The sequence below is a fragment of the Desulforegulaceae bacterium genome (assembly GCA_034006035.1).
Taxonomy (GTDB): Bacteria; Desulfobacterota; Desulfobacteria; order Desulfobacterales; family JACKCP01; genus JACKCP01.
The window spans coordinates 18,750-40,316 of record JAVETN010000010.1 but is presented as its reverse complement, the minus strand read 5'-3'; the positions used below and the strand labels follow the sequence as shown (position 1 = coordinate 40,316).

Annotated in this window: 26 protein-coding genes; 19 read left to right on the top strand and 7 right to left on the bottom strand. The window is 30.4% G+C overall.

Annotated features, from left to right (window positions below):
• Position 1 precedes the first annotated feature (1 nt).
• The 9 genes from RBR53_08600 to RBR53_08560 all read left to right on the top strand — a co-directional run bounded on the left by RBR53_08600 (position 2) and on the right by RBR53_08560 (position 8,805).
• Positions 2-895 (top strand): DUF58 domain-containing protein, encoded by an 894-nt coding sequence (locus RBR53_08600; GenBank protein MDY0132714.1) that lies wholly within the window; start codon positions 2-4, stop codon positions 893-895.
• Positions 888-1,424, top strand: a complete 537-nt coding sequence (locus tag RBR53_08595; protein MDY0132713.1) for a hypothetical protein — start codon at positions 888-890, stop codon at positions 1,422-1,424. Before RBR53_08600 ends, RBR53_08595 begins: the two co-directional genes overlap by 8 nt.
• A gap of 3 nt (positions 1,425-1,427) precedes the next feature.
• Positions 1,428-2,408: a VWA domain-containing protein gene (locus tag RBR53_08590; protein MDY0132712.1), complete on the top strand. Its 981-nt coding sequence runs from the start codon at positions 1,428-1,430 to the stop codon at positions 2,406-2,408.
• The gene (locus tag RBR53_08585) at positions 2,405-4,210 is read left to right on the top strand and encodes a VWA domain-containing protein (GenBank protein MDY0132711.1); all 1,806 of its coding nucleotides are present in this window, start codon (positions 2,405-2,407) and stop codon (positions 4,208-4,210) included. The genes RBR53_08590 and RBR53_08585 overlap by 4 nt, the downstream gene beginning before the upstream one ends.
• A complete protein-coding gene (locus RBR53_08580; protein MDY0132710.1) occupies positions 4,210-5,889 on the top strand; it encodes a BatD family protein in 1,680 nt (559 codons plus the stop codon). Before RBR53_08585 ends, RBR53_08580 begins: the two co-directional genes overlap by 1 nt.
• Before the next feature lie 3 nt (positions 5,890-5,892).
• Positions 5,893-6,609, top strand: a complete 717-nt coding sequence (locus RBR53_08575; GenBank protein ID MDY0132709.1) for an SH3 domain-containing protein — start codon at positions 5,893-5,895, stop codon at positions 6,607-6,609.
• A gap of 25 nt (positions 6,610-6,634) precedes the next feature.
• Positions 6,635-6,958, top strand: a complete 324-nt coding sequence (locus RBR53_08570) for a hypothetical protein (GenBank protein MDY0132708.1) — start codon at positions 6,635-6,637, stop codon at positions 6,956-6,958.
• 245 nt (positions 6,959-7,203) lie between these two features.
• On the top strand, positions 7,204-8,136 hold the full coding sequence (locus RBR53_08565; protein ID MDY0132707.1) for a hypothetical protein: 933 nt from the start codon (positions 7,204-7,206) through the stop codon (positions 8,134-8,136).
• A gap of 36 nt (positions 8,137-8,172) precedes the next feature.
• A complete protein-coding gene (locus tag RBR53_08560; GenBank protein MDY0132706.1) occupies positions 8,173-8,805 on the top strand; it encodes a hypothetical protein in 633 nt (210 codons plus the stop codon).
• 48 nt (positions 8,806-8,853) lie between these two features.
• Here the strand turns inward: RBR53_08560 and RBR53_08555 are convergent, their stop codons facing one another.
• The 5 genes from RBR53_08555 to RBR53_08535 are packed head-to-tail and all read right to left on the bottom strand — an operon-like array spanning position 8,854 to position 12,364.
• Positions 8,854-9,693 (bottom strand): VacJ family lipoprotein, encoded by an 840-nt coding sequence (locus RBR53_08555; protein MDY0132705.1) that lies wholly within the window; start codon positions 9,691-9,693, stop codon positions 8,854-8,856.
• 10 nt (positions 9,694-9,703) lie between these two features.
• Entirely contained in the window at positions 9,704-10,315 is a 612-nt protein-coding gene (locus RBR53_08550) for an ABC transporter substrate-binding protein (protein ID MDY0132704.1), read from the bottom strand.
• A complete protein-coding gene (gene mlaD, locus RBR53_08545) occupies positions 10,316-10,792 on the bottom strand; it encodes an outer membrane lipid asymmetry maintenance protein MlaD (protein MDY0132703.1) in 477 nt (158 codons plus the stop codon).
• 22 nt (positions 10,793-10,814) lie between these two features.
• Positions 10,815-11,561, bottom strand: coding sequence for an ATP-binding cassette domain-containing protein (locus tag RBR53_08540; protein MDY0132702.1), 747 nt, complete (start codon positions 11,559-11,561; stop codon positions 10,815-10,817).
• Positions 11,562-11,563: 2 nt separating this feature from the next.
• Positions 11,564-12,364, bottom strand: coding sequence for an ABC transporter permease (locus RBR53_08535; protein ID MDY0132701.1), 801 nt, complete (start codon positions 12,362-12,364; stop codon positions 11,564-11,566).
• Positions 12,365-12,804: 440 nt separating this feature from the next.
• Here RBR53_08535 and RBR53_08530 point away from each other — a divergent pair, with 440 nt between their 5' ends.
• Positions 12,805-13,272: a hypothetical protein gene (locus tag RBR53_08530; GenBank protein MDY0132700.1), complete on the top strand. Its 468-nt coding sequence runs from the start codon at positions 12,805-12,807 to the stop codon at positions 13,270-13,272.
• A 140-nt stretch (positions 13,273-13,412) separates the two neighbouring features.
• Here RBR53_08530 and RBR53_08525 read toward each other — a convergent pair whose 3' ends face one another.
• Both RBR53_08525 and ndk read right to left on the bottom strand, forming a co-directional pair.
• Positions 13,413-14,183 (bottom strand): RNA methyltransferase, encoded by a 771-nt coding sequence (locus RBR53_08525; protein ID MDY0132699.1) that lies wholly within the window; start codon positions 14,181-14,183, stop codon positions 13,413-13,415.
• Positions 14,184-14,609 (bottom strand): nucleoside-diphosphate kinase, encoded by a 426-nt coding sequence (gene ndk / locus RBR53_08520; GenBank protein MDY0132698.1) that lies wholly within the window; start codon positions 14,607-14,609, stop codon positions 14,184-14,186.
• Positions 14,610-14,846: 237 nt separating this feature from the next.
• Between ndk and gspG the strand changes: the two genes are divergently transcribed.
• The 9 genes from gspG to gspC are packed head-to-tail and all read left to right on the top strand — an operon-like array spanning position 14,847 to position 21,502.
• Entirely contained in the window at positions 14,847-15,284 is a 438-nt protein-coding gene (gspG, locus tag RBR53_08515; GenBank protein ID MDY0132697.1) for a type II secretion system major pseudopilin GspG, read from the top strand.
• A gap of 3 nt (positions 15,285-15,287) precedes the next feature.
• Positions 15,288-15,782 carry a prepilin-type N-terminal cleavage/methylation domain-containing protein gene (locus RBR53_08510; GenBank protein ID MDY0132696.1) on the top strand — a complete coding sequence of 165 codons (495 nt, stop codon included), beginning with the start codon at positions 15,288-15,290 and terminating at the stop codon, positions 15,780-15,782.
• Positions 15,779-16,177: a prepilin-type N-terminal cleavage/methylation domain-containing protein gene (locus tag RBR53_08505; GenBank protein ID MDY0132695.1), complete on the top strand. Its 399-nt coding sequence runs from the start codon at positions 15,779-15,781 to the stop codon at positions 16,175-16,177. The genes RBR53_08510 and RBR53_08505 overlap by 4 nt, the downstream gene beginning before the upstream one ends.
• Positions 16,170-16,835: a prepilin-type N-terminal cleavage/methylation domain-containing protein gene (locus RBR53_08500; GenBank protein MDY0132694.1), complete on the top strand. Its 666-nt coding sequence runs from the start codon at positions 16,170-16,172 to the stop codon at positions 16,833-16,835. Before RBR53_08505 ends, RBR53_08500 begins: the two co-directional genes overlap by 8 nt.
• Entirely contained in the window at positions 16,789-17,883 is a 1,095-nt protein-coding gene (locus tag RBR53_08495) for a type II secretion system protein GspK (protein ID MDY0132693.1), read from the top strand. Before RBR53_08500 ends, RBR53_08495 begins: the two co-directional genes overlap by 47 nt.
• 9 nt (positions 17,884-17,892) lie before the next feature.
• Positions 17,893-19,263, top strand: a complete 1,371-nt coding sequence (locus RBR53_08490) for a hypothetical protein (GenBank protein ID MDY0132692.1) — start codon at positions 17,893-17,895, stop codon at positions 19,261-19,263.
• Positions 19,256-19,789, top strand: a complete 534-nt coding sequence (gene gspM, locus RBR53_08485; protein MDY0132691.1) for a type II secretion system protein GspM — start codon at positions 19,256-19,258, stop codon at positions 19,787-19,789. The genes RBR53_08490 and gspM overlap by 8 nt, the downstream gene beginning before the upstream one ends.
• Positions 19,782-20,645, top strand: a complete 864-nt coding sequence (gene gspN / locus RBR53_08480) for a type II secretion system protein GspN (GenBank protein ID MDY0132690.1) — start codon at positions 19,782-19,784, stop codon at positions 20,643-20,645. The genes gspM and gspN overlap by 8 nt, the downstream gene beginning before the upstream one ends.
• On the top strand, positions 20,642-21,502 hold the full coding sequence (gene gspC / locus RBR53_08475) for a type II secretion system protein GspC (GenBank protein ID MDY0132689.1): 861 nt from the start codon (positions 20,642-20,644) through the stop codon (positions 21,500-21,502). The genes gspN and gspC overlap by 4 nt, the downstream gene beginning before the upstream one ends.
• Positions 21,503-21,567 lie beyond the last annotated feature (65 nt).

The window sequence follows — 21,567 nt, the reverse complement described above, 5'->3', positions numbered from 1 at the left end:
TATGATTAAAAAAGAAGAATTAAAAAAAATAAAAAAACTTCATTTAAAAACCTCCCTTATGGTCAATGCTTCTATGAGCGGACAATACAAATCTGTATTCAGGGGTTCAGGAATGGAGTTTGAGGAAGTAAGAGAATATAAGCCAGGAGATGATGTTAGGGCAATTGACTGGAAGGTTTCTGCAAGAATGAACAAGCCTTATATAAAAATCTTCAGAGAAGAAAGAGAAGCTAATATAATCATAATGATTGATATGAGCTCTTCAGGGTTTTTTACTACAGCTTCAATGACCAAAACTGAAAAAGCAGCAGAGTTTGCAGCTGTTGCAGCATACGCAGCAATAAAAAATAACGACAGGGCAGGGCTTATTCTTTTTACAGATGAGGTTTCTGTTTATCTTCCTCCCAAAAAAGGGGTTTCCCATGTATGGAGACTTATAAGAGAAATTTATACTTTTGAAAGAAAAAAAGGCCTTAAAACAGATATTTCCAAAGCACTTGAGTTTTTTTCCAAGGTTTCAAAAGCTAAAACAATTTGTTTTCTTGTATCTGATTTTATTTCCCCTTCTTTTGAAAGTCAGCTTAAAAGGGCAAAACAAAACAATGAGATTATTGGAGTTAAAATAAGAGATAAAAAAGATTTTTCTTTTCCAGATATCGGGGTTGTTTCTTTTTTGGATCCTGAAACTAATAAAGAATTAAGTTTTGATTTAAGTTCTTTAAAATCCAGGAAAATTTTAGAAAAAAAAGGATTAGACTTTGAAACCAGCCTTGAAAAAATATTTAAAAAATCAAAATCAGATCTTATTTATCTTGATACAGATCAGTCATCAGCAGATCTTTTGATAAATTACTTTAAATACAGGCATTTAAGGATTCAAAAAACCCATGGATAATTTTGACATTATCGAGCAGATGGCAGATATAAAAGGGATTGCAAAGTTTGACAAAGGTTTTCAGCCTTTTTGGTGGATTGTTCTAGTTTTGGTTGTTCTAGCTATTGTTTTGGGGTTTGTTTTTTTTAAGAAAAAATTCAGCCAGGGAAACATAGAAAAAAATAACAGCTTAATTAAAGATGAGATTCTTAGTGAATTGGAAAAAATTAAAACCAACTCTTTTAAAGAAACAGAAGAAAAATGGACAAATCTTTTGATTGTATTTAAAAAATATCTTGGATTTAAAAATAATTTTGATTTTTTGCCTTTGTCTGAAAAAGAAATTTTGGAAAAAATTAAAGGTCAATTGGAAGAAATTGACTTTAAAAAAATAGAAGATTTTTTAAAAACCACTGAAATAATACGTTTTTCAGGGTCTAAAATTTATGACAATCAAGCTTTTGCTGGTTTTTATTCATTTATGGAAAATTTTATTATTTCAGGTATAAATAACAATGGCAAAATTCTTAAAATTGAAGATAAAGATTAAATTATGTTTCAATTTGAATCTCTTTTATATTTGTTTTTACTTTTAATTATTCCCCTTGTTTATTTTTTGGAAAAAAAAGGAAAGCCAGGCTTTTTTTTAAGAAGCCATCCATTTAAATTAAAAAGCAAGGTTTCAGGTATTTTCCATTTAAACACTTTTATAAAGTATCTTTGTCTTGTTTTTATTATTATTGCTCTTGCCAATCCCAGAACAGGAGATAAAAAAACTTTTTATGACTCAAAAGGAGTAAATATTGTTATTGCTGTAGATGTTTCAGGGAGTATGAGGGCAAGGGATATGGATAAATCAATGTCTTTATCAAGGCTTGATGTTTTAAAGGAAATTGTTTCAGACTTTGTTAAAAAAAGAGAAGGGGACAGAATTGGTCTTGTTGTTTTTGGAACCCATGCATTTACTCTTTTACCCCTTACAAGAGATTATAAATCATTAGATTTTTTTATAGATAAAATAGAAATTGGAATGGCAGGCCAAAACACAGCCATTGGAGATGCAATAGCTGTTTCTGCAAAAAGACTTAGAGATATTGAAAGCACAAACAATATAATTATTCTTGCAACCGACGGAGATAGCAACAGCGGAGAACTTCCACCCAAACCAGCTGCTGTAAAGGCAGGCGAGGAAAACATTAAGATATATACAATAGGTATAGGATCCACTGGCTATGCTCCTTTTCCAACCAAGGATTTTTTTGGAAGGGAAGTTTTAAGAAAAGCAATGGTTTCCATGGACGAAGAGCTTTTAAAAGAAATTTCTAAAATCACCGGTGGAGCTTATTTTAATGCAAAAAACCGTGAAGACCTTGAAAAAATTTATGGAAACATTGATAAGTTGGAAAAATCAACTGTAAAGGTGGAAAGTTTTGAAACAAACAATGATTATTATCTTTATTTTTTAGTTTCAGCTCTTTTTTTATTTTTATTAAGTCTTTTTTTAACCCATACAAGATTAATTGAAATACCATGAAGTTTTTATATTCTGAATATATTTGGCTATTTGTTTTTCTTCCTCTTGTGTTTCTTCTTTTTATCTTTTCAAGATTAAAAAGAAAAAAAATTATTAATAATTTTTTAAGTTACCAGGCATTAAAAAAAGTAAGCTTAAACAACCTTGAAACAACCAGATTTTTATCTGATTTTTTTTCAATTACAGCTGTTTTCTTTTTAATTATTTCAATTCTTGGTCCTATAACTGGTTATAAAAAAACCCAAATTCCCCAAAAAGGAGTTGAGATTGTATTTGCCCTTGATGTTTCAAAAAGTATGCTTTGTGAAGATATTAAACCCTCAAGAATAAAAAGAGCAAAACTTGAAATTTCAAATTTAGTAAAAAATTTAAAAGGTGACAGGGCAGGTCTTGTTGTATTTGCTGGAGACGGGTTTGTTCTTTCACCGCTTACTCTTGATTATAGAGGGTTTGATCTTTTTCTTGATAATGTTTCTCCTTATACTTTTCCTATTGGAGGAACAAATATTTATAAAGCTTTGGAAAAATCTTTTGAGCTTTTTGATGAAAAAACTGCTGACTCAAAAGTGGTTATTCTTATTTCAGATGGAGAGGAAAACACAGGTAAGTCAATATCTTCACTTAAAAAAAGAGAAGATATTGTTGTTTTTACAATTGGGATAGCTTCAGAACAAGGAGGCCCTGTTCCAATTGAAAATCTGGGTTTTTTAAAAGATGACCAAGGTAAAATTCTTATTTCTAAAAAAAATGATTTTCTTTTAAGGGATGTTGCTCAAAGATTTAATGGAAGTTATTTTGATGCTGAATCAGGATTTGATTTGAAAAACATTTATGAAAAACAAATCAGGGAAAAAATGAAGCTTAAAGAATTTGATCAAAGAGAAAATATAGAAGATTTAAGTTCTTACAGATTTTTTGGAGGTTTGGCTTTTATATTTGCGACTTTATCTTTAATTTTCAGGAAAAAGTTTAATTTAAAGTTTTTATTTTTATTTTTTATTTTTATTCTTCCTTTTGAAGTTAATTCTCAAAGTTTAAAGGAAAAAGGAGTTAAGTTTTACAATGAAGAAAATTATGAAAAAGCAAGGGAAATTTGGATAAAAGATCAAATTAATAACCCTGGGGATCTAAAGCTTTATTATAATATTGGAAATTCAGGATATAAAAATAAAGATTATGATAGTGCACAAAAAAATTATGAAAAAGTTTATCAATCAAAAGAAGCTGATGATAATTTAAGGTATAATTCTCTTTTTAACCTTGGGAATACCCATCTTTTAAAAGAAAATTATGATAAGGCAATGGAAATTTATGAAAAATATCTGGAAAAATTTCCTGATGATGAAGATGCACAAAAGAATTTAATGCTTGCTCAAATCCTTAAAAACAAAAAGAAAGAGGAGCAAAATCAAAAAGATTCTAAAGATAATAAAAGTTCTGAAAAGCAGGAAAGTTCAGAGGATAAAAATCAATCCAACAAGGAAAATCAAAAGGAAAATAGTTCTGATAATAAAGAAAACCAATCTTTTGATCAAAACAATGAAACAAACAAAGAATCTGAATCAAACAATTCAAAAGAAAATAAAAAAGATGAATTGGCTGAATCTAAAAAAGAAAGCCAGGAAACTGAGCAGACCAATATAGAAAAAGATTTTCAAGATGAGTTTTTAAGCTCCCAGGAAGAAAAAGTTGAACCCGGGGAAAACTACAATTATGAATATGATCTTTTTAACAAGGTAAAAGATAAGCCAATGGGACTTATTCCCTATTATAAAAAAAAAGAGGTTGAAAAGGACTGGTAATGAAAAAACTTTGGTTTGTTTATACAATTTTTTTTATATTTTTATTAATAAACACATCTTTTGGAGCCAATGCTCAAATAAGGGCAGATAGATCAGAAGTAAAAATAAATGAAACTTTTAATCTTATTGTAAGTGTAGAAAATGCAAAGGGAAATGTTAGTCTTCCAAAAATAGATGGAATTAAAGTTCTTTCATCGTCAACAAACTCAAGTGTAAGAATAATAAACGGAAAGCGTGAAGATAAAACAATTTATTCCTTTGTTGTTCTTCCTGTAAAAGAAGGTAAAGTTTTTATTCCTTCCATTGAAATTAAAACAAATAAAGGAATCATAAAAACAAACAGCCTTGAAATAAATGTTTCAAAAAATGAGACTGGAATTATTGGGAAAGACAGTTTTTTTGCCAAAGCTTTTATTTCAAACAGCTCTCCATATGTGAGTGAAGCCATAGAGTTTAAAATTATAGTTTATTCAGATGAAACTGTGTTGAAAATAGGTTTTGAAGAGCCTGATTTTAATAATTTTAAAGCCCAAAGACATGAGGATAAAACATATTCAAAGATTTCAGGAGGCAAAACATATACAGTCTCTGAAATTTTATACACTCTTTATCCTTTAAATTTATCCAAAGGAACTATTGAGCCTGTAAGAATTGAAGCTCAAATAGGGGAAAGAAGAGGCAGACAGAACAGCCCTTTTTTCAATGATCCTTTTTTTAGTGATCCTGGATTTTCATCTTTTCAGACTTCAAGAAAATTTATTTCAACCAATCCCATTTTCTATGAAATTAAAAATCTTCCTAAAAATAATTTAAATTCTTTTTTTACAAATATAACAGGCAAGATTACTGCCAGTTCAAAGATTGATAAAAACTCTTTAAATTTAGATGATTTTATCAATTATAAAATTACAATCAAAGGAGAGGGAAATCTTTCAGAAATTAAACTTCCTGAGATTGAAAGTAATGAAAATTTCAAGGTTTATCCGGATAATCCAAAGTTTGAGTTAAAAAAATTTTTAAAAGGAGAAAAAGGAGAAGTTGTTTTTAATTATGCTGTTGTTCCTTCAAAGCCAGGTGAATTTGAAATCCCTCAATTAAAATTTTGCTATTTTGATCCTGAAGCGGAAAACTGGGTTGAACTTGAACTTGAGAAAAAAAGCTTTTCTGTTATAGGAGAAAAAAATGAAGCTTTTGAGATTGACGAAAGTAAAAGCCTTGAAAAAAAAGAAGAAAAAAAGATAAGAAAACCAGTTTTAAAAAATGATATTATTTATTTAAAGGAAGACCAGGGGAGTTTTTTTTCTTCAGTTCCAGACTATTTCTTGTTTTTAAAGCTTTATTTTTCCTTTGGTTTTGTTTTTTTTATGTTTTTTGTTGTTAAAAAAATAAATCCAGGTAGTTTTGTAAAAAAAAGTAAAAAGTTTTATTTAAAAGAACTTAAAAAACTTCAAAGGAAAAAATCTGAAAATAAAAATCTTTATAAACTAAGAGTTGTTTTAAATTCTTTTTTTGTAAAAACCTATGGCGAACCTATGGAAATCTTTTGTTCAAAAACAGATGACACCGAGCTTAAAGAATATTTATCTGAGCTTGAATTTGCAGAGTTTTCCGGAGAAAATACAAAGTTTGATTTGGAGGATTTGGTTTTAAAAGGAAAAAAAATTATAAAAAGGTTTTAAAAAATGTTTAAAAGAATTTTTTGTTCATTTATTTTAATTGTTGTTTTTTTTAACCCTTTAAATTGCTGTGCAAGTTTTGGCAATGCCCTTGAATTATACAACAATGGCCAATATGAAGATTCTTTAAATCTTTTTCAAAATCAAATTGAAAGCTCTGGATTAACAGGTGAGCTTGCATTTAATCTTGGTAATTGTTTTTATAAACTGGAAAAATATGGTCATTCTTATTTATGGTATAAAAAAGCTCAAAAATATCTTTTTTTTGACCCAGATCTTAAATTTAATATGGACGCTTGCCTAGAAAAGCTTTCCATTAATGATCAGGAGCAAAATTTTCTAACTGATAAAATTTTCTTTCTAAGACAATATTTACCTGAAAATTTTATAAATATCCTCTCTGTTATTGTTTTTGGAGTTTTTCTTTTTTTAATTTTATTTAGAAAAAAATTCATTGGTTTAAAAATAGTTTCAGGTTTTTTAAGTTTTTATCTTATTTTAACCTGTATAAATTATTATCTTGAGTGTAATGTTTATAAGAAAGCTGTGGTAGTAAAAAAATCAATAGTATATTCAGCTCACTCTGAAAAAGCATCTATACTTTTTTCTCTTCCCCAAGGCTCCATTGTAAAAATTGATAGATGCACAAATGGATTTTGTAAGATTTTAACTCCAAAAGGTCTGCCCGGTTGGGTAATTGATTCAAGTATTGGTATAATTTAACTTTGGCTAAAGAAAATTAATTTTTATGGCAAAATGCAGTTTATGCGGTAAGGAAAAAAATCTTTCAGATTCATGTGTTAAACATTATTTAAGAATCAATGATTTGTTTTATCAAGCAATTGTTTATGAGCCTAGAAATAAAACTTTATATGAGATTCATAATAATATAAAAAAAAGATGTCCTTATTGCGGAGTAGTTGAAGGTGGATATCATCATATTGGTTGTGCTTTGGAAGTTTGTCCCAAGTGTTTTAAATTTTGGCTTTCATGTAATTGTTTTGGAATAAAGACTTTAAAAAATAAAAAAGAATCTAAAGTTGTTTTTTTAAGTAATTTCAGAAATAATTAGAGTAAAGACCGGCTTGGTAATTTACTAAAGAATTAGTTTTGCTTAATACCCAGGTGAGTTTTTATTTAAAATAGATTGGCTCATTTAAATCTTTGGTTTTAAGCTGATTTTAAAGTTGGGAAAATTGCATTGTTTTGAAGTAAAATAAAACGGGGTAAAAAGAATGATGTATTTTATATTTGGGGCGTTAATTATATCCGGGATTGTTTATTTTTCTTGTTTTTCAAAAAAGAGAAAATCAGAAAATGAAATCAAAGCTTCATACGAGTGCAGCTCTTGTGATGAAAAAAACTGCGATTGTGAAAAAATCCATGAAAAAGATTAAAACTTTATTCTTGTTTATTCTTGTTTTGTGTTTTGCGTCTTGTTCAGGCTCTGAAAAAAGAGAAGATCCCTTTGAGCTTCAAATCCTTGGGAATTGGAATTGCAACTATAGACGAAGCTTTATTATTATGAGTTTGAAAGCCAATGGAAACTGGGAGTCTCAGGTAAGGCAGCATGGTCATTTTTCAGAGGTTGTTCAGAAAAAAGGCTCACAAAAGGGAAAGTGGAAATTATCAGATAAAAACAAATATTTTGAAATAATTGTTGAGTCAGGAGATGAAATTGAAACAGGGTGGAAGCCGGGAAATAGCTATGAATATTTAATTACATTAGTTTCAGATGAAAAGTTTATTCTTACAAAAGAAGATTCCGGAGCTGAAATGGAATGGATTAAGCCAAGACCTAAAAAATCTGGTTCAGCAGGTGTTGATTCAGACCTTATTTATGAACAGGAGGTTGAAATGGAGCCTCTTATTATAAATCTTAAAAAAAGGACTCCCTATTCCAAGGAAAGATTTATTTGTGTGAGTCTGAGTTTTATAAAAAACCTTAATACACCTGTTAAAACCAATGAACCAGCCCCAGTTTTTCCCCTGCATCCTTCTTTTCGAGAAGAGTTGCTTTTTTATTTTTCTTCACTTGAATATAACGAAATAAATAAGTTTACAAAAGTCAGGGAGCATTTGAAAAAAATAGAAAAAATTGCAAAGCCTTATTTTAAGGGGGAACTCAAGGAAATTAAGCTTAACAACATAATAGTTGCTGGAACCAGGGGAAGTCTTGAAGAATTTCTTATCCAGTATCCCCAACAAATGGCAAGATTTGGTATGGTACCGCCACAGACCTCTAATTAAAGTTAAACAAAATTTGAAAATATGCATAATTTAAAAATGTCAGAAAAATCACCTTCAAACTTATGGACCAAAAAAGCAATGGCTTTTTTAATCAGAACAGAGCACCAGCTATGGGGAAAGCATAGCGAAGATGTTCTTGCCAAGCTTTTTACTTTGGGTTTTACAAACAAATTTTTACAGGAAAAAATGTTTGGCTGGAATAAAAAACTGACTAAAAGGTCCCTTGAAAGCTGGGGAATAGAAAAAACAAATTCTGATAGCCTTGTTTTTGATAAAGGCATAGTCATTCCCTATATAAAAAATAAAAAACTTACTAAGCTTTTTATTTCAGGCTTTGATGGTAATAAAATTGGTAAAACAATTAAGCTTCCCGGGAGTTCTGAAGTTCCAGTGTTTTGGCAAACTAATTCAAAAGATCTTCTTATTTCAGGGGATATGCTTTTAAGTAGTTATTTAAATCAGGAATATGGGGAAAAGTTTGATATTATTAATCTTTGTGAAGATGAAATTGAAAATTTAAAATCACTTGAAAAAAAAATAGATTTATACAGAAAAATCTTTATTTTTAAATTAAATCCCCAAAAGGTCAAAGCTTTTTTATCTTGTGAGCAAATTGTTTTTATAGAAGATAATCCCTTTGATAAAAATTTTAACCTTGATTTTGTTTAGCTCCCATCAGGAAAAGATTAAAATTAATAATTTGGGGTTAATCTGAGGTTAATTTTTAACTTTTTCATCTCTTATCTGAATATAGGCATTTTTAGCTGCTGTATAAGGATCCAGGGCTGAGTCTTTAAGGGTTTTGTATAGCTCCATTGAATTTGGAAGAGAGTTTAGGGCTTCAGTGCCGTCTCTTATAAGTTTTTCTTTTGAGTTAAAATCCCTGGCGTAATAAACTGGATTTATGTAAAATTCACCGGTCATTCCAATTGTATCTCTTAGGGTAGAGGGCCCAATAAATGGAAGAACAAGATAGGGTCCATTGCCTATCCCCCATTTTCCAAGGGTTTGCCCAAGGTCTTCTTCTGAAGGGTTTAAACCTTCAATTGAACTGGCGGAATCTATAAACCCAAGAAAACCAAGAAAAGTATTAACAAAAAACTTTCCTGTTTCTTTTCCGGCATTTTTTATTTTACCCTGAAGAAGGCTGTTAACAACTCTTAAAGGTGAATGAAGGTTTGAAAAAAAATTTCTTATACCTGTTCTGGCAAACCTGGGAGTTACTTTTTCATAGCCTTTCCCAATGGGAGTAAAAACATAAATATAAGTTTTGTCATTAAAATTAAATATAGCCCTGTTAACTGGTTCGATAGGGTCATAATCTTTTTTTACAAGAGTTGGTGACTGGCTGCTTTTTACAAAACTATCTTCAAAAAGATCATCATCAAGGAGTTCTTCATCTGAAAAACCAGGACTAAAGTCATTGTAATCTGATTCAATTTCTTCAAAAAAAGAGTCTTCAATATCCATGGAAGCATCCATGATTTGTTCTCCAAATGAAGAAGAAGAAAAGATAAAAAAAGAAAAAAGTAAAAGAAAATAAAAAAAACTTTTCATATCAGCTGGCCTATTTTTTTCTTTCTTCTCTTAGCTGGTTTATTTTAGAATCAAGAGCCTCTATAAGTTCTTTTGGAGACTTTTTAAACAAAAACTCATCAAACTGGCTTCTATAGTTTTTTATCATGCTCATTCCTTCAATTCTTACATCGTAGATAAGCCAGCCGTTATTATCAAGCATTCTATAGATTATTGGGACATCGTTATCTGCAAGTGCAACATGAACCATTACTTCAGCTTTTTTATCAGATATTTTTTCATCAATATATTTGACTTCCTGATTTTTAAAGTTTTCTTGAACTTTATCTATATATGTGTTTGCAAGAAGTTTTGCAAAAACATCCTGGAATTCTTTTTTTTCTTCCAAAGAAAAAGAACTCCAATACTTACCCACAGAAAGTCTGGATATGATTGTAAATTCAAAAGAGTTTTTTACCACTTCCCAAATTTCACCCCATTGTTCTTCTCTTAATTCTGGTGTAAGGGTCTGATATTTGTCTGCCTTGAGAATTGAGATAATATTTTCAGTCGGCTGTTTAATAGATTCCATGGGTGTGAGGGCATAAGAATTGAAACCCATTATTAAAAAAATTGTTAAAGTAAAAAATATTTTTTTCATCATTTAAAAACCTCCTAATTCTGGTCCCTTGTTTTCAACTGAACCAAAAACATACTTGCTTATTAACTCTTCAAAATCCACTGGTGATTCAGTTTCTGTTATCATTTGACCTGGTTCAAGAAACTTAGGATCTCCCCCTGGAGAAAGCTGAATATATTTATCTCCAATAAGGCCTGAAGTTTTTATTGATGCAATTACATCAGCAGAAAGATTTACTGACTTGTCAATTTTCAATTCAGTAACAGCTGTGTAAGTTTTTGTATCAAGGATTATTTTTTCTACTGTTCCAACCTGAACTCCTGCTATTTCAACATTTGCTCCGGATTTGAGTCCAGCAACTGTTCGAAAATTTGCGTTGAGTTTATAATAGTTTGTTCCAAGAAGCTCCATTTTTCCAAGTTTTATAGTAAGGTATGCTGTGCAGATAAGACCGAACACAACAAAAAGACCTACTCCGGTTTCAAGGGTTATTTTTTTCATTTATCCTCCGAATTTAAACACTTTAATATGCTATGCCTTCAATAAATTTTTTCACATGGGGGTTGTTTGTGTTTTTTATTTCGTCTTTTGTTCCTGTAAAAACAATTTTTCCTTCATCAAGCATCATTATAGTATCTGAGATTTGGAATACCCCGGGTATTTCATGACTTACAATAACTGCTGTAAAATTGAATTTTGCCTGATAATCTGAAATCATTTTGTGAACATAATTTTTTCTTATGGGATCAAGACCAGTTGTAGGCTCGTCAAAAAGAACTATTTCAGGCTCATTTATCAGTGCTCGCGCAAGAGCGACTCTTTTTTGCATTCCTCCTGAAAGTTCTGAAGGATATTTATTTTCCGAACCTGAAAGCTCCATTTGGGCTATTCTTTTTGTTACCAGATCTTTGATTTTCTCTTTTTTTTCATTGTTTTCATAAAGTTGAAGAGCAATATTTTCAAAAACAGTCATTGAGTCAAAAAGAGCATTTCCCTGGAACATATAACTTATTTTTTCCCTGAAACTTTTAATTTCAGGCCTTGTCATTTTGTTTAAAAGCTTTCCTTCAAAAAAAATCTGACCCTTGTCAGGTTTAAGAAGGCCGATAAAATGTTTGAGTAAAACACTTTTACCTCCCCCGCTTTTACCTATAATGGTGGTAATTTTACCTTTTTCAACTTTAAGATTAATTCCTTTTAAAACCTGAAGATCCCCAAAGCCTTTGTAAATATCAACAAGTTCTACAGGCGGTTTTAGTTTATTGTTCATAATTATCCATTAAAATAAAAAGAAGTTATTACATAGTCAAAAATAAGAATCCATACACAGGATAAAACAACAGCAGAAGTTGTTGAATATCCCACGCTTTTTGAACCTGAAACATTTTTTTGCTGGTGAGTGTAAAAACCTTTGTAGCAGCAGATTGTAATTACCACCAGACCAAAAACAAAAGCTTTAATAAACCCGCCTTTTATATCGTTCATTGTAATACTTGATTCAACCCTGGCAAAATAAATCCCTGCATTAAGGTTTAAAAGAAGAGAACCTGTTATATAGCCCCCAATTATTCCTATGAAATCAAAAATAGCAGTAAGAAGGGGAAAGCTGATTACTGCAGCCCAGATTCTTGGACTGAAGATAAATCTTAAAGGATTGATGTTCATTGTTTCAAGTGCATCGATTTGTTCTGAAATTCTCATAATTCCAATTTCGGCTGTCATTGCAGAACCAGCACGGGCAACAATCATTATTGCAGTAAGAACAGGACCTAGTTCCCTTACTATTGTAAGTGCAACTGCAGTTCCAAGGTAACCTTCAGAACCGAAATTAATCAAGGTGTAATATCCTTGAAGCCCAAGAACCATTCCAGTAAAAAGCCCGGTAAGACAAACTATTAAAACTGACTTCAGACCAATGAAATAAATCTGATTTAAAAGTTTGTTGAACTGAATGGGCCACTTGAAAAAAAGAAAAAGCCCTTTTATAAAAAAAATAAATATTTTTCCAAGACGGTTAATTGTGAAAAGAGTTTTTTCTCCCAATATTCTTGAAAGATTCAAAGCAAAATCCATAATCATCCTTTGGATTAGATTATTAATTAAAAAAAAAGCCGGACAGACATTAGAAATAAAAAAAGGATATAGCTTCAGTCAAAAAAACAAACTATAAGTACTGATGATTTTGTACTTTATGAAAAAGTTTAAATCAAGGTAAAAGATAAAAGGGGGGTAAAGGCGGTTTAAAGCATTTAATTAAGGCTGTCTTAAAAGGTCTTAGACTCAGAATAAAATTTGGCTGGTTCAATCAAGAAAGCTCAGTTTAAATTAATGGATAAAACTAATATTTATTTAAAGTATAAGTTTGTATTGTTTTTTTATATGATATCATTTCCTTGTATTTATTAAATAAAATTAAAATTATTCTCTTTGTCAGGGCTTAAAAACAATAAAGATTAAAGTATTGGTGGGAATTAACCGAAAAATTAAAAAAATTCATTAAGGAGAATTTAGGTATGAAAAAAATATTTTTTATTTTTATCAGTATATTTTTTTTAGGCTGTGCCACAGATCACCATGTGCTTAAAGAATACCAGTTTGTAAGAATGCATGATAATCTTATTGCCGGCATTGAGCCCGAGGAAGCTGTCACTAAAATACTTATTACTGAAATCGGCAAAGGAGTTGCCCCTCAAAATGGAACTCCAATGGAACAAAAATATATGGCAGAAAGAGCAGCTGTTCTCGATGGATACAGAAGGCTTTCAGAAAGACTTGCCGGGCTTATTATCCAGGCAAATTCAGAAGCAGGAAACGGAAGTCTTGATAAAGATCAAATAGTTGTAGTTGCAAAATCATATATGCGCGGGGCAAATGTTGAAGAGGTAACTTATCAGGAAGGCCTGGCAACAGCGGAAATCAAACTCTATATCAAGCCAAGAAAAGAAGTTTATTATAATTCACTTTTTTCAGGAAGAAAGTAATAAGTTGAAGGTTTGCTTTTTTAATATTCAAGCCTATGCTAGATATTAAAATCAGGTTTTTTATCATTTTTCCTTTGGATAAATTTTTAAGAGGAAAGTCTTTTTGAGTTTTATCAAAAACTATTCTGTTTTTTTAATATTTAATCTTGGTCTTTAACCGGGTTTTTTCCAAGTTCATACATATAGTTTCCATACCATTCTATCTGCCTTAAAACACCTCTTAAGATATTCACATCTTTTGCCCTCATATCCTGCCTTGAAAAAAAAGTTCTGAAATTATCCAGCCAATGGTCTGGGTTTTCCGGATGAATAAAGTCTATTTTCATTAAAATATCTTTCAGATGTTCATACATTGAATCAAGTTCAAACCTGTTGGCAAGTGTAGGTATATGGAAGTCCTCAGGCTGTTTTTTCAAAGCTTTTGAAATTTCATAGGTAACTATCATCACAGCCTGGGAAAGGTTTAATGATGAAAATTCTTCGGTATCTATGGTGAGAAGTCTATGGCATTTTTTTAGTTCAAGGTTTTCAAGCCCTTTGTTTTCAGGCCCAAAAAGGATTGCAATTTTGTTGTTGGAAATAAGGTTTTTAATATTTTGAGCCATTTGATAAGGGGTTGACATGGAAAGGTTTCTTTGTCTTCCAAGTCTTGCTGTTGTTCCAATACAAAAATTAAAATCTTTTAACACAAGATCAAGGTTGTCTGTGAAAACAGCATTTTCAAGAATATCCTGGGCAGCGTGGGTTGATAATTTTTTTGCTTTTTCTTTTTCATAGTCAAGAGGGTTTACAACTATAAGTTTTGTAAATCCCATGTTTTTCATTGCCCTTGCACTGGAGCCTATATTGGCTGAGTATTTTGGTCTCACAAGTACAATAGAGACATTGTCAAATAAGTTTTTGTCCTTCATTTAAAATATTCCAAGCTCTTCTTGGGTTGAGAAAAAAAATGAAATTTCCTTTTTCGCATTTTCAGGAGAATCTGAGCCATGCACAGCATTTTTTTCCATTGCTGAACCAAAATTTTTACGGATGGTCCCTTTTTTGGCCTTTGTAAAATCTGTTTCACCCATAAGTTCTCTGTACTTTTGAATCACATTTTCTCCTTCAAGGATCATTGGAACCACAGGTCCTGAGGTCATAAATTCAACTAGCTGACTGAAAAAAGGTTTTTCTTTATGAACTGAATAAAACTCTTCTGCTGATTTTTTTGTAAGCCTTGTCATTTTAATTGCTTTTATTTTTATGCTCTCATCTTCGATCATAGAAATTATTTTTCCAATTGCATTTTTTTCAACTGCGTCAGGCTTTATCATTCCTAAAGTTTTTTCAGCCATTTTATTCTCCCTGGTTAATTTTAGAATTTATTGATTTAAAATATAAAAGAATCTAAATCAATCTTAATTTTCTATCTTTATTGATTTTAGGAAACCTGGTTTAAGATTATTCTAATCTTTTAAGCCTTTTTATAATGGGTTGCTTTATTTTTTTAAATTAAAATGCTAAAAGTTCTCTTGCTTAAATTTTTGCAAAAGTGCTTTTAATACATTTATATAGAGTGGAGGTCTTTTTTAATGAAAGTTTTGAAAAAAAACTCTGGATTTACCCTTATTGAAGTAATGGTTGTTGTTATTATCCTTGGGATTTTAGCCACTTTTGTAGTTCCAAAGCTTGTGGGAAGAACAGATGACGCCAAAATTGTAAAGGCAAAAGTTGATATCCAGGGTCTTGAAACAGCCTTGAAATTATATAAGCTTGATAATGGAAGGTATCCAACTACAGAGCAGGGGCTTAATGCTCTTGTAGCAAGGCCTGAATCCGGGGATTTGAGAAATTGGCGTGAAGGAGGATATCTCGATAAAAGAACTATTCCAAAAGATCCATGGGGAAATGACTATATTTATCTTTCTCCAGGACTTAATGGAGACTATGACCTTATTTCCTATGGAGCAGACGGGATGCCCGGCGGTGAAAAAGAAAATAAAGATATAAATTCATGGGAAATAGATTGATTGATGGAAAGTCGGGAAAATGGATTCACATTAATGGAAATCATCCTTGTTATGGTGATAATTTCTCTGATGTTTGGATTTGCAGTCCCAAGACTTGATAGTTTTTTATCCGAGGATAGATCAAAAAAGGGTATTAGGGCTTTTGACGGATTTATTCGGGAATTGAAAATTTCAGCATTAAAAAAGTCAAGAGATCTTACTTTGGTTATAGATCCCGGCTCAGACAATTTCTGGATTGAAACTGGAAAAGATTTAGAACCTGACAAAAAAAACCTTGGCACAAATTTTGACATAGCAGGAGTTCAAACCCATAAATCAAGTTACTCAACAACAAAAAAAGCTTATATTAACTTTTATTCCAAAGGATATAATGATCCTTTTATTCTTATACTGAGAAATAAAAAAGATAATAAAGTTTTTTCCATTGTTGTTCACCCTTTTTTGAATTCACCTCAAATACATAATAAACTTCATTTTTTTGAGAATGGTTTTAAATGATTTTAAAAAAGAGTATAAACGGGTTTACTTTTCTTGAAGTAATGGTTGCCTTAGCTGTTCTTGCACTTATTCTCACCGCTGTTTTTAGACTTTATGCCCAATCAATCTTAATGATTACAAGCTCTGATTTTGATATGAAAGCTCCTTTTCTTGCCCAGAAAATTGTTACTGAATTTAAAACTGATTCAAAAATAAATATGGGAGAAAATGGAAGGTTTGAAGATGAACTAAAAGACTTTACCTGGAATATTAAAAAAGAAGAGTTGTTTCTTTCTGGATATACTGATCTTCTTCCTGAGGAGATTGAAAATATAAAAATTAATAAAATTATTGTTACAATTTCCAAAAACTCCAAAGAATTTCAAACTTTTTTTTATGAAAAAGCCGATGATTAAAATTAATGAAAAAGGGTTTACCTTAATAGAAGTTGTACTTGCAGTTCTTATACTAGGTGTTGTGTTTTCCACCCTTTTTTTTTCCTACTCAGCACTTTTTCAGGCAAGGGAAAAAATTGAAAGAAAAACCTCAATTTTATCCCAGGCAGAAACAGCTCTTACAAGAATTGTTGAAGATTTAAATAATTTTTATTGCGAACTTCCTCCCTTGTATAAAAAAAGTGAAGATCATGGGTTTAGATCAAAATATTTTTTTTGGGCAGAAAATGAATTCAGACAAAATTCTTCAACTAAATTAAGATTTACTTCATATTCACATCTTGGGTTTGGAAACAATTATTTAAAATCTCCATCTGAAATTTTTTATTATTTAAAAGAGAATGTTTTATATAGAGGTGATTTTTATTATCCTTACCCTGAAACAGATTTAGAAAAAGAAAGCCTTTCTTTTCCCATTTGTGAAAATGTAGAAAAATTTAATCTTGTATTTTACGATGAGGATAAAAACGAATTTGAATTCTGGGATTCAGATTCTTCTGAATTCAAATATTCAACTCCTTATTTTTTAAAACTTGAAATTGTACTTTTTATAGATGATGAAAAGGAAAAATTTGAAACAAAAATCAAGCTTCCTGTTTTTAGAAAAAAAGAAGAATAGATTTTTTTCCAATCAAAAGGGAATAGCCCTTATAGTTACTTTGATAATGGTTACTCTCCTTGCAGGTTGGGCTCTTTCCCTTAATTTGAAAGTAAGGGATCTTTTGTTTGAAGCCATTATACTTAAAAAAAGAACTGTTCTTCATGACAGGGCAAAAGCAGGAATAGATATAGCAAAACTTATGCTTATAAAAGATAAAACAAGTTCTGAAACCGATACAATCCAGGAGTTTTGGGCTGATAAAGAGCAGGTGAGTTTTTATCTTAGAATTTTAGGTTTTTCACCCAATGAACTTGAAATTAATATTATAGATCTTTTATCAAAAATTCAGATCAATGCTCTTTTAGAATTTCCCAATCAAAAAAATCAGGCTCAGATAAAATTGTGGGAAAGATTCCTTGAGGCAATAAGACTGGAGGATCCTGAACTGTTAAATAATCCTTATGATATAATTAATCCTTTGCTTGACTGGCTTGATCATGATGATGACGATTCAATAACAGGACTTTCAGGTGCTGAATCAGGGTATTATCTATCTGAAAACAGGATTCCTCCAAGAAACGGACCCTTGAAAAGTATTGAGGAATTATCCCTGGTAAAGGGAATGAATGAAAAATTGTGGAACAAAGTTTACAATTCTGGTATTGCAGAAAAGTATCTTACTGTAGAAGGAGAAGTTGAAAGAAGCGGAAGCTCATATCAATACAAAGGAAAAATCAATATAAACACTGCTCCTAAAATGGTTATCACAGCTCTTATCACTGATAATTCCCTTTTACACATGGCAGATGAAATATTTTCTTTTAGGGAGGAAAAATCAGATGGTAAATTTGTCAACAGTCTTGATGAGGGCTGGTATAAGAAGTGTCCAGGGTGTGAAGATCTTCCCCTTGCCGAAGAATTTATCACCACCTCTTCTGATTTGTTTGAAGTTGAAGCTGTTGCAAGAGACAATGACTTGTCAGTAAAAGTTAAAGCTGTATTAAGAAGGTATACTGATAAAAATGGCAAATGGGATGTTAAAACTGAAAAATGGATAATTGAATAAACTTAAAAAATGACTAAAATTTTTTCGGCACCCCAACCAGATAAAGACGGAAATCCAATTGTTTTTTCAGTAAAACAATCAGGAAAAAGAGTTTTATATAAAAAGCTCTCTGATATTTACACTAAAGAAAACAATAGCAAACTGCCTTTGTTTTTTTGTTTTGATTCTGAGAATCTTTTTTTTAAAAACCATGATTTTCCGTTTAATAACAAAAAAAGCATTGAAAAAATAATTGATTTTGAACTTGAACCTTATTTTCCTTTAAAAAATGATTTTTTAGAATTTGAGTTTTCTATTTTAAAAAACAAATCTAAAAAGAATTCATCAAAAGCGTTTTGCCTAGGACTTTCCAATTCATACATGGAAGATAAAAAAGCTTTTTTAAGTGAAAAAAATATTGAAGTTTCAGGTTTTGTTCCCTTTCCATATTTTTGTGCCAATGCGTTTTTAAGTCTTGGAATGGTAAATTCAGACAGTATTTTAATTGTGCCCCAAAATGATAATTCTGGAGTATTGTTTGCAGTTTCTGAAAAAGAGATTTTAAGTGCAAAAAAGATTTCCAATTTTTCTAGTTCAATTAAAATTGCTTCTGATTTAAGCCTTCTTTCTAATTTTACTTCCTTATCTGTAAAGGAAAATTTTGACCCACTTAAAATAATTTTTTTAAATGATTTTGAAACAGATGAAAAAACAAAATCAGAATTAAGCTTAAAGTTTTCTGATAAAATTGTTTTTTTTAATAAAAAAGATCTTAAAAATCACCTGGATTTTTCTGCTGATAATGAAGTTGGACTTTTAGCTCTTCTTTGCGGGTATGAAATTTTAAAAGAAAATCCTTTGATTTTCAGAAAAACAAAGCCTGGATTTAACAAGTTTTTTGGAGAATATAAAAAAGAAATTTTTATTTCAGGGGCTTTTTTGATTCTTGGTTTATGTTTTTTTGGTTCCAGTTTATATTTTAAATTTAATGAACTAGAAAAAGAGTACTCAGCTGCTTTTATTAACCTTGAAACTGCTGTGAATCAAAACTTTCCCGGTATAAAAACCATTACTCCTTCAGTAGTTGATCAGGCAAAAATAGAAATTATAAAGGCAAGGGAAAGTCAAAAAGAAAGCGGCCATGTTTCTGAAATTAAAAAAATTGTTTTACTAAGGGCAATAATGGATCAGATTCCTCCTGATTTGGTTGAGCTTGAAAACTTGACCGTTCTTCCTTTTTCAATAAGCATTTCAGGAACTGCATCAGGCTATGATCTTATTGACTCTTTAAAAAACAATATTTCCAGTAATAAATTAATAAAAAATGTTGAAATAGCCATGGCAAATACTGATAACTTAGGAAAAGTAAGGTTTAGGCTGGAGATTAAAGTTAATGAATAAATTTAAAGAATTTTATTCTGGTCTTGAAGAAAGAGAAAAAAGAATTTTAATTGGAGGCTTATCTTTCCTTTTAATTTTTGTGGTTATAAATTTTTTTATTTTACCTGTGATTAATTATAAAAAAGATTTGAAAAACAAGATAAATTCCTGTGTTTATCAGACTAATCAAATAAAACTTCTTGGAAAAGAATATAAAAGTTTGGTTAAAACCTCATCATTTGGACAGGTCAGCCAGGGTTCTGATTTAGCCCTTTTTTCATTTATGGATTCAATTGCAGGAAAAGCAGGAATTAAAAATAATGTTGATTATATGAAACCTTCAACTGAAAAAACCGGGGGACTTACCATAGAAAAAGTTGAAATCAAGGTTTCTGGAATTGATATGAAAAGTCTTATTGGGTTTATTCATTTGGTTGAATCCTCTTCAGATGCTGTTGTGATTAAGGGTTTGAGGATTTCTAGAAGTGATAAAGGAGGAGCCATAATATCAACCCTTCAGGCGGAAATAGTGAAAAGCAATGCTTAAAAAGTTTTTTTATGTTTTTTTGATTTTCTTTTATATTTGTTTTCTTTTGATTGTTTTTGCCCACCTTTTGTTTCCTGGGGAAAAAGGAGCCTTGTTTTTATCGGAAAAACTAAAAAAACATTATAAAGTCGATTTTAGAGCAGAAATTGTAAAACCTGAATTTCCTTTTAAACTGGAAATTAAAAATCTTGAATTATCATCTGGGCAGATAAAAAACTTAAAAATTGATCAAGTTAAAATTTCTCCCTCAATTCTTAATCTTTTGATTGGAAAGTTGAAATTAAAAATAAATGCTCAGGTTTTTGGAGGAAGAATAGACTCTGAAATTAAGTTAAGTCTTTTTAAAATAAAAGAAGATTTTAGTTTTGATTCTGTTTTTGAAAATATTAGTTTAAAAGAAACCCAGCCTCTTTTGGGAAACGATTTTGCCATCTTGGGACAGGCCAATGGAAGAGTTAAGCTTGATTATTCAGATAAAAAAGGGAACTTAAGCTCTATTATAAATCTTCAAAACTTTGATCTTGTTTCAAAACTTCTTCTTGTTCCTGTTTCAGTTTTTGAAATTAACCGTGCTGAAATTAAAGGAAAAATTGAAGATAAGGATCTTTTGCTTGAGGATTCAATTTTAAGGTCCAAGGTTGGTTTTTCCAGTTTTACAGGAAGGCTGAGCAGGATTGACAAAATCCAAAGGTCAAGGGCAGATATTGATGGAAAATTTGTTCCTGATCCTGAATATATTTTAAAAAATAAAGATAATCCTTCAATGGCATTGATACTTCCAATTGTGAAAAACAAAAAAAATATTGAATTTACAATCAAGGGAAATTTATTAAATCCAATGGTAAGGTTTAAATGAAATCAATAAAAACAATTTTTATTTCTCTAAATTTAATTATGACTGCCTTGATTTGTTTTTCAGGTGTAGATCTTTTTTATCACTTTGTTTTTTCCGATCTTTTACCAAAAACTGGATCTGAAGTAAAAGTTACAGAACAAGTCGGGAAAAATAAAAACAATGAAACTCAATCATCAATTGAGCCTCTTGAGGCTTATTCCTCAATTTATGACAAAAATCTTTTTGGAACCCTTGTTTCCAAAGTAATTTCTAAGCCTGAAATAGATATTGCAGGGCTTGATAAAACTTCCCTTAAATTAAAACTTATGGGTACTGTTGTAGGTTTTCAAAATAATTACGCAGTGATTTTATCCAATAATAAGCAAGAGCTTTATACTGAACTTGATAAAATTCAAGATGCTGAAATTAAAAGAATTTTCCGTCAAAAGGTTGTTTTAACAAGAAATGGGAAAGATGAGATTTTAGTAATAGATCCTGAAGAAGGACAAAAAAGTGAATATTTTGCCAGTATAGACAGCTCCATAAGTTCAAGCGGAGAAGATAAATATCAAATTTCAAGGGAATTTGTTAACAAGTCTTTGGATAACTTGAATTCCCTGATGAGGCAGGCAAGGGCAAGACCTCATTTTGAAAACGGAAATCCCAGTGGAATTGCCATTGACAGTATCAAAGATTTTTCTCTTTTCAAAAAAATGGGCCTTGAAAATGGTGATATAATAGTTGGAGCAAACGGCAATGAAATTAAAACAGTTAGTGATGCCATAGGTCTTTACAATGGACTTAAAAGTTCAGATTCAATTTCATTGCAGATAAAAAGAAAAGGTCAGGGAAAAACAATAGAATATAATATTGAATAAAAACTCTTGTTGCTGGATTGAATGATTTTCGGGTTTAAATCTGAATTGTTCAATTTGGGTATAAA

Bases quoted from the DNA above. Each gene is read 5' to 3' on its own strand.
- RBR53_08600 (MDY0132714.1), top strand. From the start codon at position 2: ATGATTAAAAAAGAAGAATTAAAAAAAATAAAAAAACTTCATTTAAAA.
- RBR53_08595 (MDY0132713.1), top strand. From the start codon at position 888: ATGGATAATTTTGACATTATCGAGCAGATGGCAGATATAAAAGGGATT.
- RBR53_08590 (MDY0132712.1), top strand. From the start codon at position 1,428: ATGTTTCAATTTGAATCTCTTTTATATTTGTTTTTACTTTTAATTATT.
- RBR53_08585 (MDY0132711.1), top strand. From the start codon at position 2,405: ATGAAGTTTTTATATTCTGAATATATTTGGCTATTTGTTTTTCTTCCT.
- RBR53_08580 (MDY0132710.1), top strand. From the start codon at position 4,210: ATGAAAAAACTTTGGTTTGTTTATACAATTTTTTTTATATTTTTATTA.
- RBR53_08575 (MDY0132709.1), top strand. From the start codon at position 5,893: ATGTTTAAAAGAATTTTTTGTTCATTTATTTTAATTGTTGTTTTTTTT.
- RBR53_08570 (MDY0132708.1), top strand. From the start codon at position 6,635: ATGGCAAAATGCAGTTTATGCGGTAAGGAAAAAAATCTTTCAGATTCA.
- RBR53_08565 (MDY0132707.1), top strand. From the start codon at position 7,204: ATGAAATCAAAGCTTCATACGAGTGCAGCTCTTGTGATGAAAAAAACT.
- RBR53_08560 (MDY0132706.1), top strand. From the start codon at position 8,173: ATGTCAGAAAAATCACCTTCAAACTTATGGACCAAAAAAGCAATGGCT.
- RBR53_08555 (MDY0132705.1), bottom strand. From the start codon at position 9,693: ATGAAAAGTTTTTTTTATTTTCTTTTACTTTTTTCTTTTTTTATCTTT.
- RBR53_08550 (MDY0132704.1), bottom strand. From the start codon at position 10,315: ATGATGAAAAAAATATTTTTTACTTTAACAATTTTTTTAATAATGGGT.
- mlaD (MDY0132703.1), bottom strand. From the start codon at position 10,792: ATGAAAAAAATAACCCTTGAAACCGGAGTAGGTCTTTTTGTTGTGTTC.
- RBR53_08540 (MDY0132702.1), bottom strand. From the start codon at position 11,561: ATGAACAATAAACTAAAACCGCCTGTAGAACTTGTTGATATTTACAAA.
- RBR53_08535 (MDY0132701.1), bottom strand. From the start codon at position 12,364: ATGGATTTTGCTTTGAATCTTTCAAGAATATTGGGAGAAAAAACTCTT.
- RBR53_08530 (MDY0132700.1), top strand. From the start codon at position 12,805: ATGAAAAAAATATTTTTTATTTTTATCAGTATATTTTTTTTAGGCTGT.
- RBR53_08525 (MDY0132699.1), bottom strand. From the start codon at position 14,183: ATGAAGGACAAAAACTTATTTGACAATGTCTCTATTGTACTTGTGAGA.
- ndk (MDY0132698.1), bottom strand. From the start codon at position 14,609: ATGGCTGAAAAAACTTTAGGAATGATAAAGCCTGACGCAGTTGAAAAA.
- gspG (MDY0132697.1), top strand. From the start codon at position 14,847: ATGAAAGTTTTGAAAAAAAACTCTGGATTTACCCTTATTGAAGTAATG.
- RBR53_08510 (MDY0132696.1), top strand. From the start codon at position 15,288: ATGGAAAGTCGGGAAAATGGATTCACATTAATGGAAATCATCCTTGTT.
- RBR53_08505 (MDY0132695.1), top strand. From the start codon at position 15,779: ATGATTTTAAAAAAGAGTATAAACGGGTTTACTTTTCTTGAAGTAATG.
- RBR53_08500 (MDY0132694.1), top strand. From the start codon at position 16,170: ATGATTAAAATTAATGAAAAAGGGTTTACCTTAATAGAAGTTGTACTT.
- RBR53_08490 (MDY0132692.1), top strand. From the start codon at position 17,893: ATGACTAAAATTTTTTCGGCACCCCAACCAGATAAAGACGGAAATCCA.
- gspM (MDY0132691.1), top strand. From the start codon at position 19,256: ATGAATAAATTTAAAGAATTTTATTCTGGTCTTGAAGAAAGAGAAAAA.
- gspN (MDY0132690.1), top strand. From the start codon at position 19,782: ATGCTTAAAAAGTTTTTTTATGTTTTTTTGATTTTCTTTTATATTTGT.
- gspC (MDY0132689.1), top strand. From the start codon at position 20,642: ATGAAATCAATAAAAACAATTTTTATTTCTCTAAATTTAATTATGACT.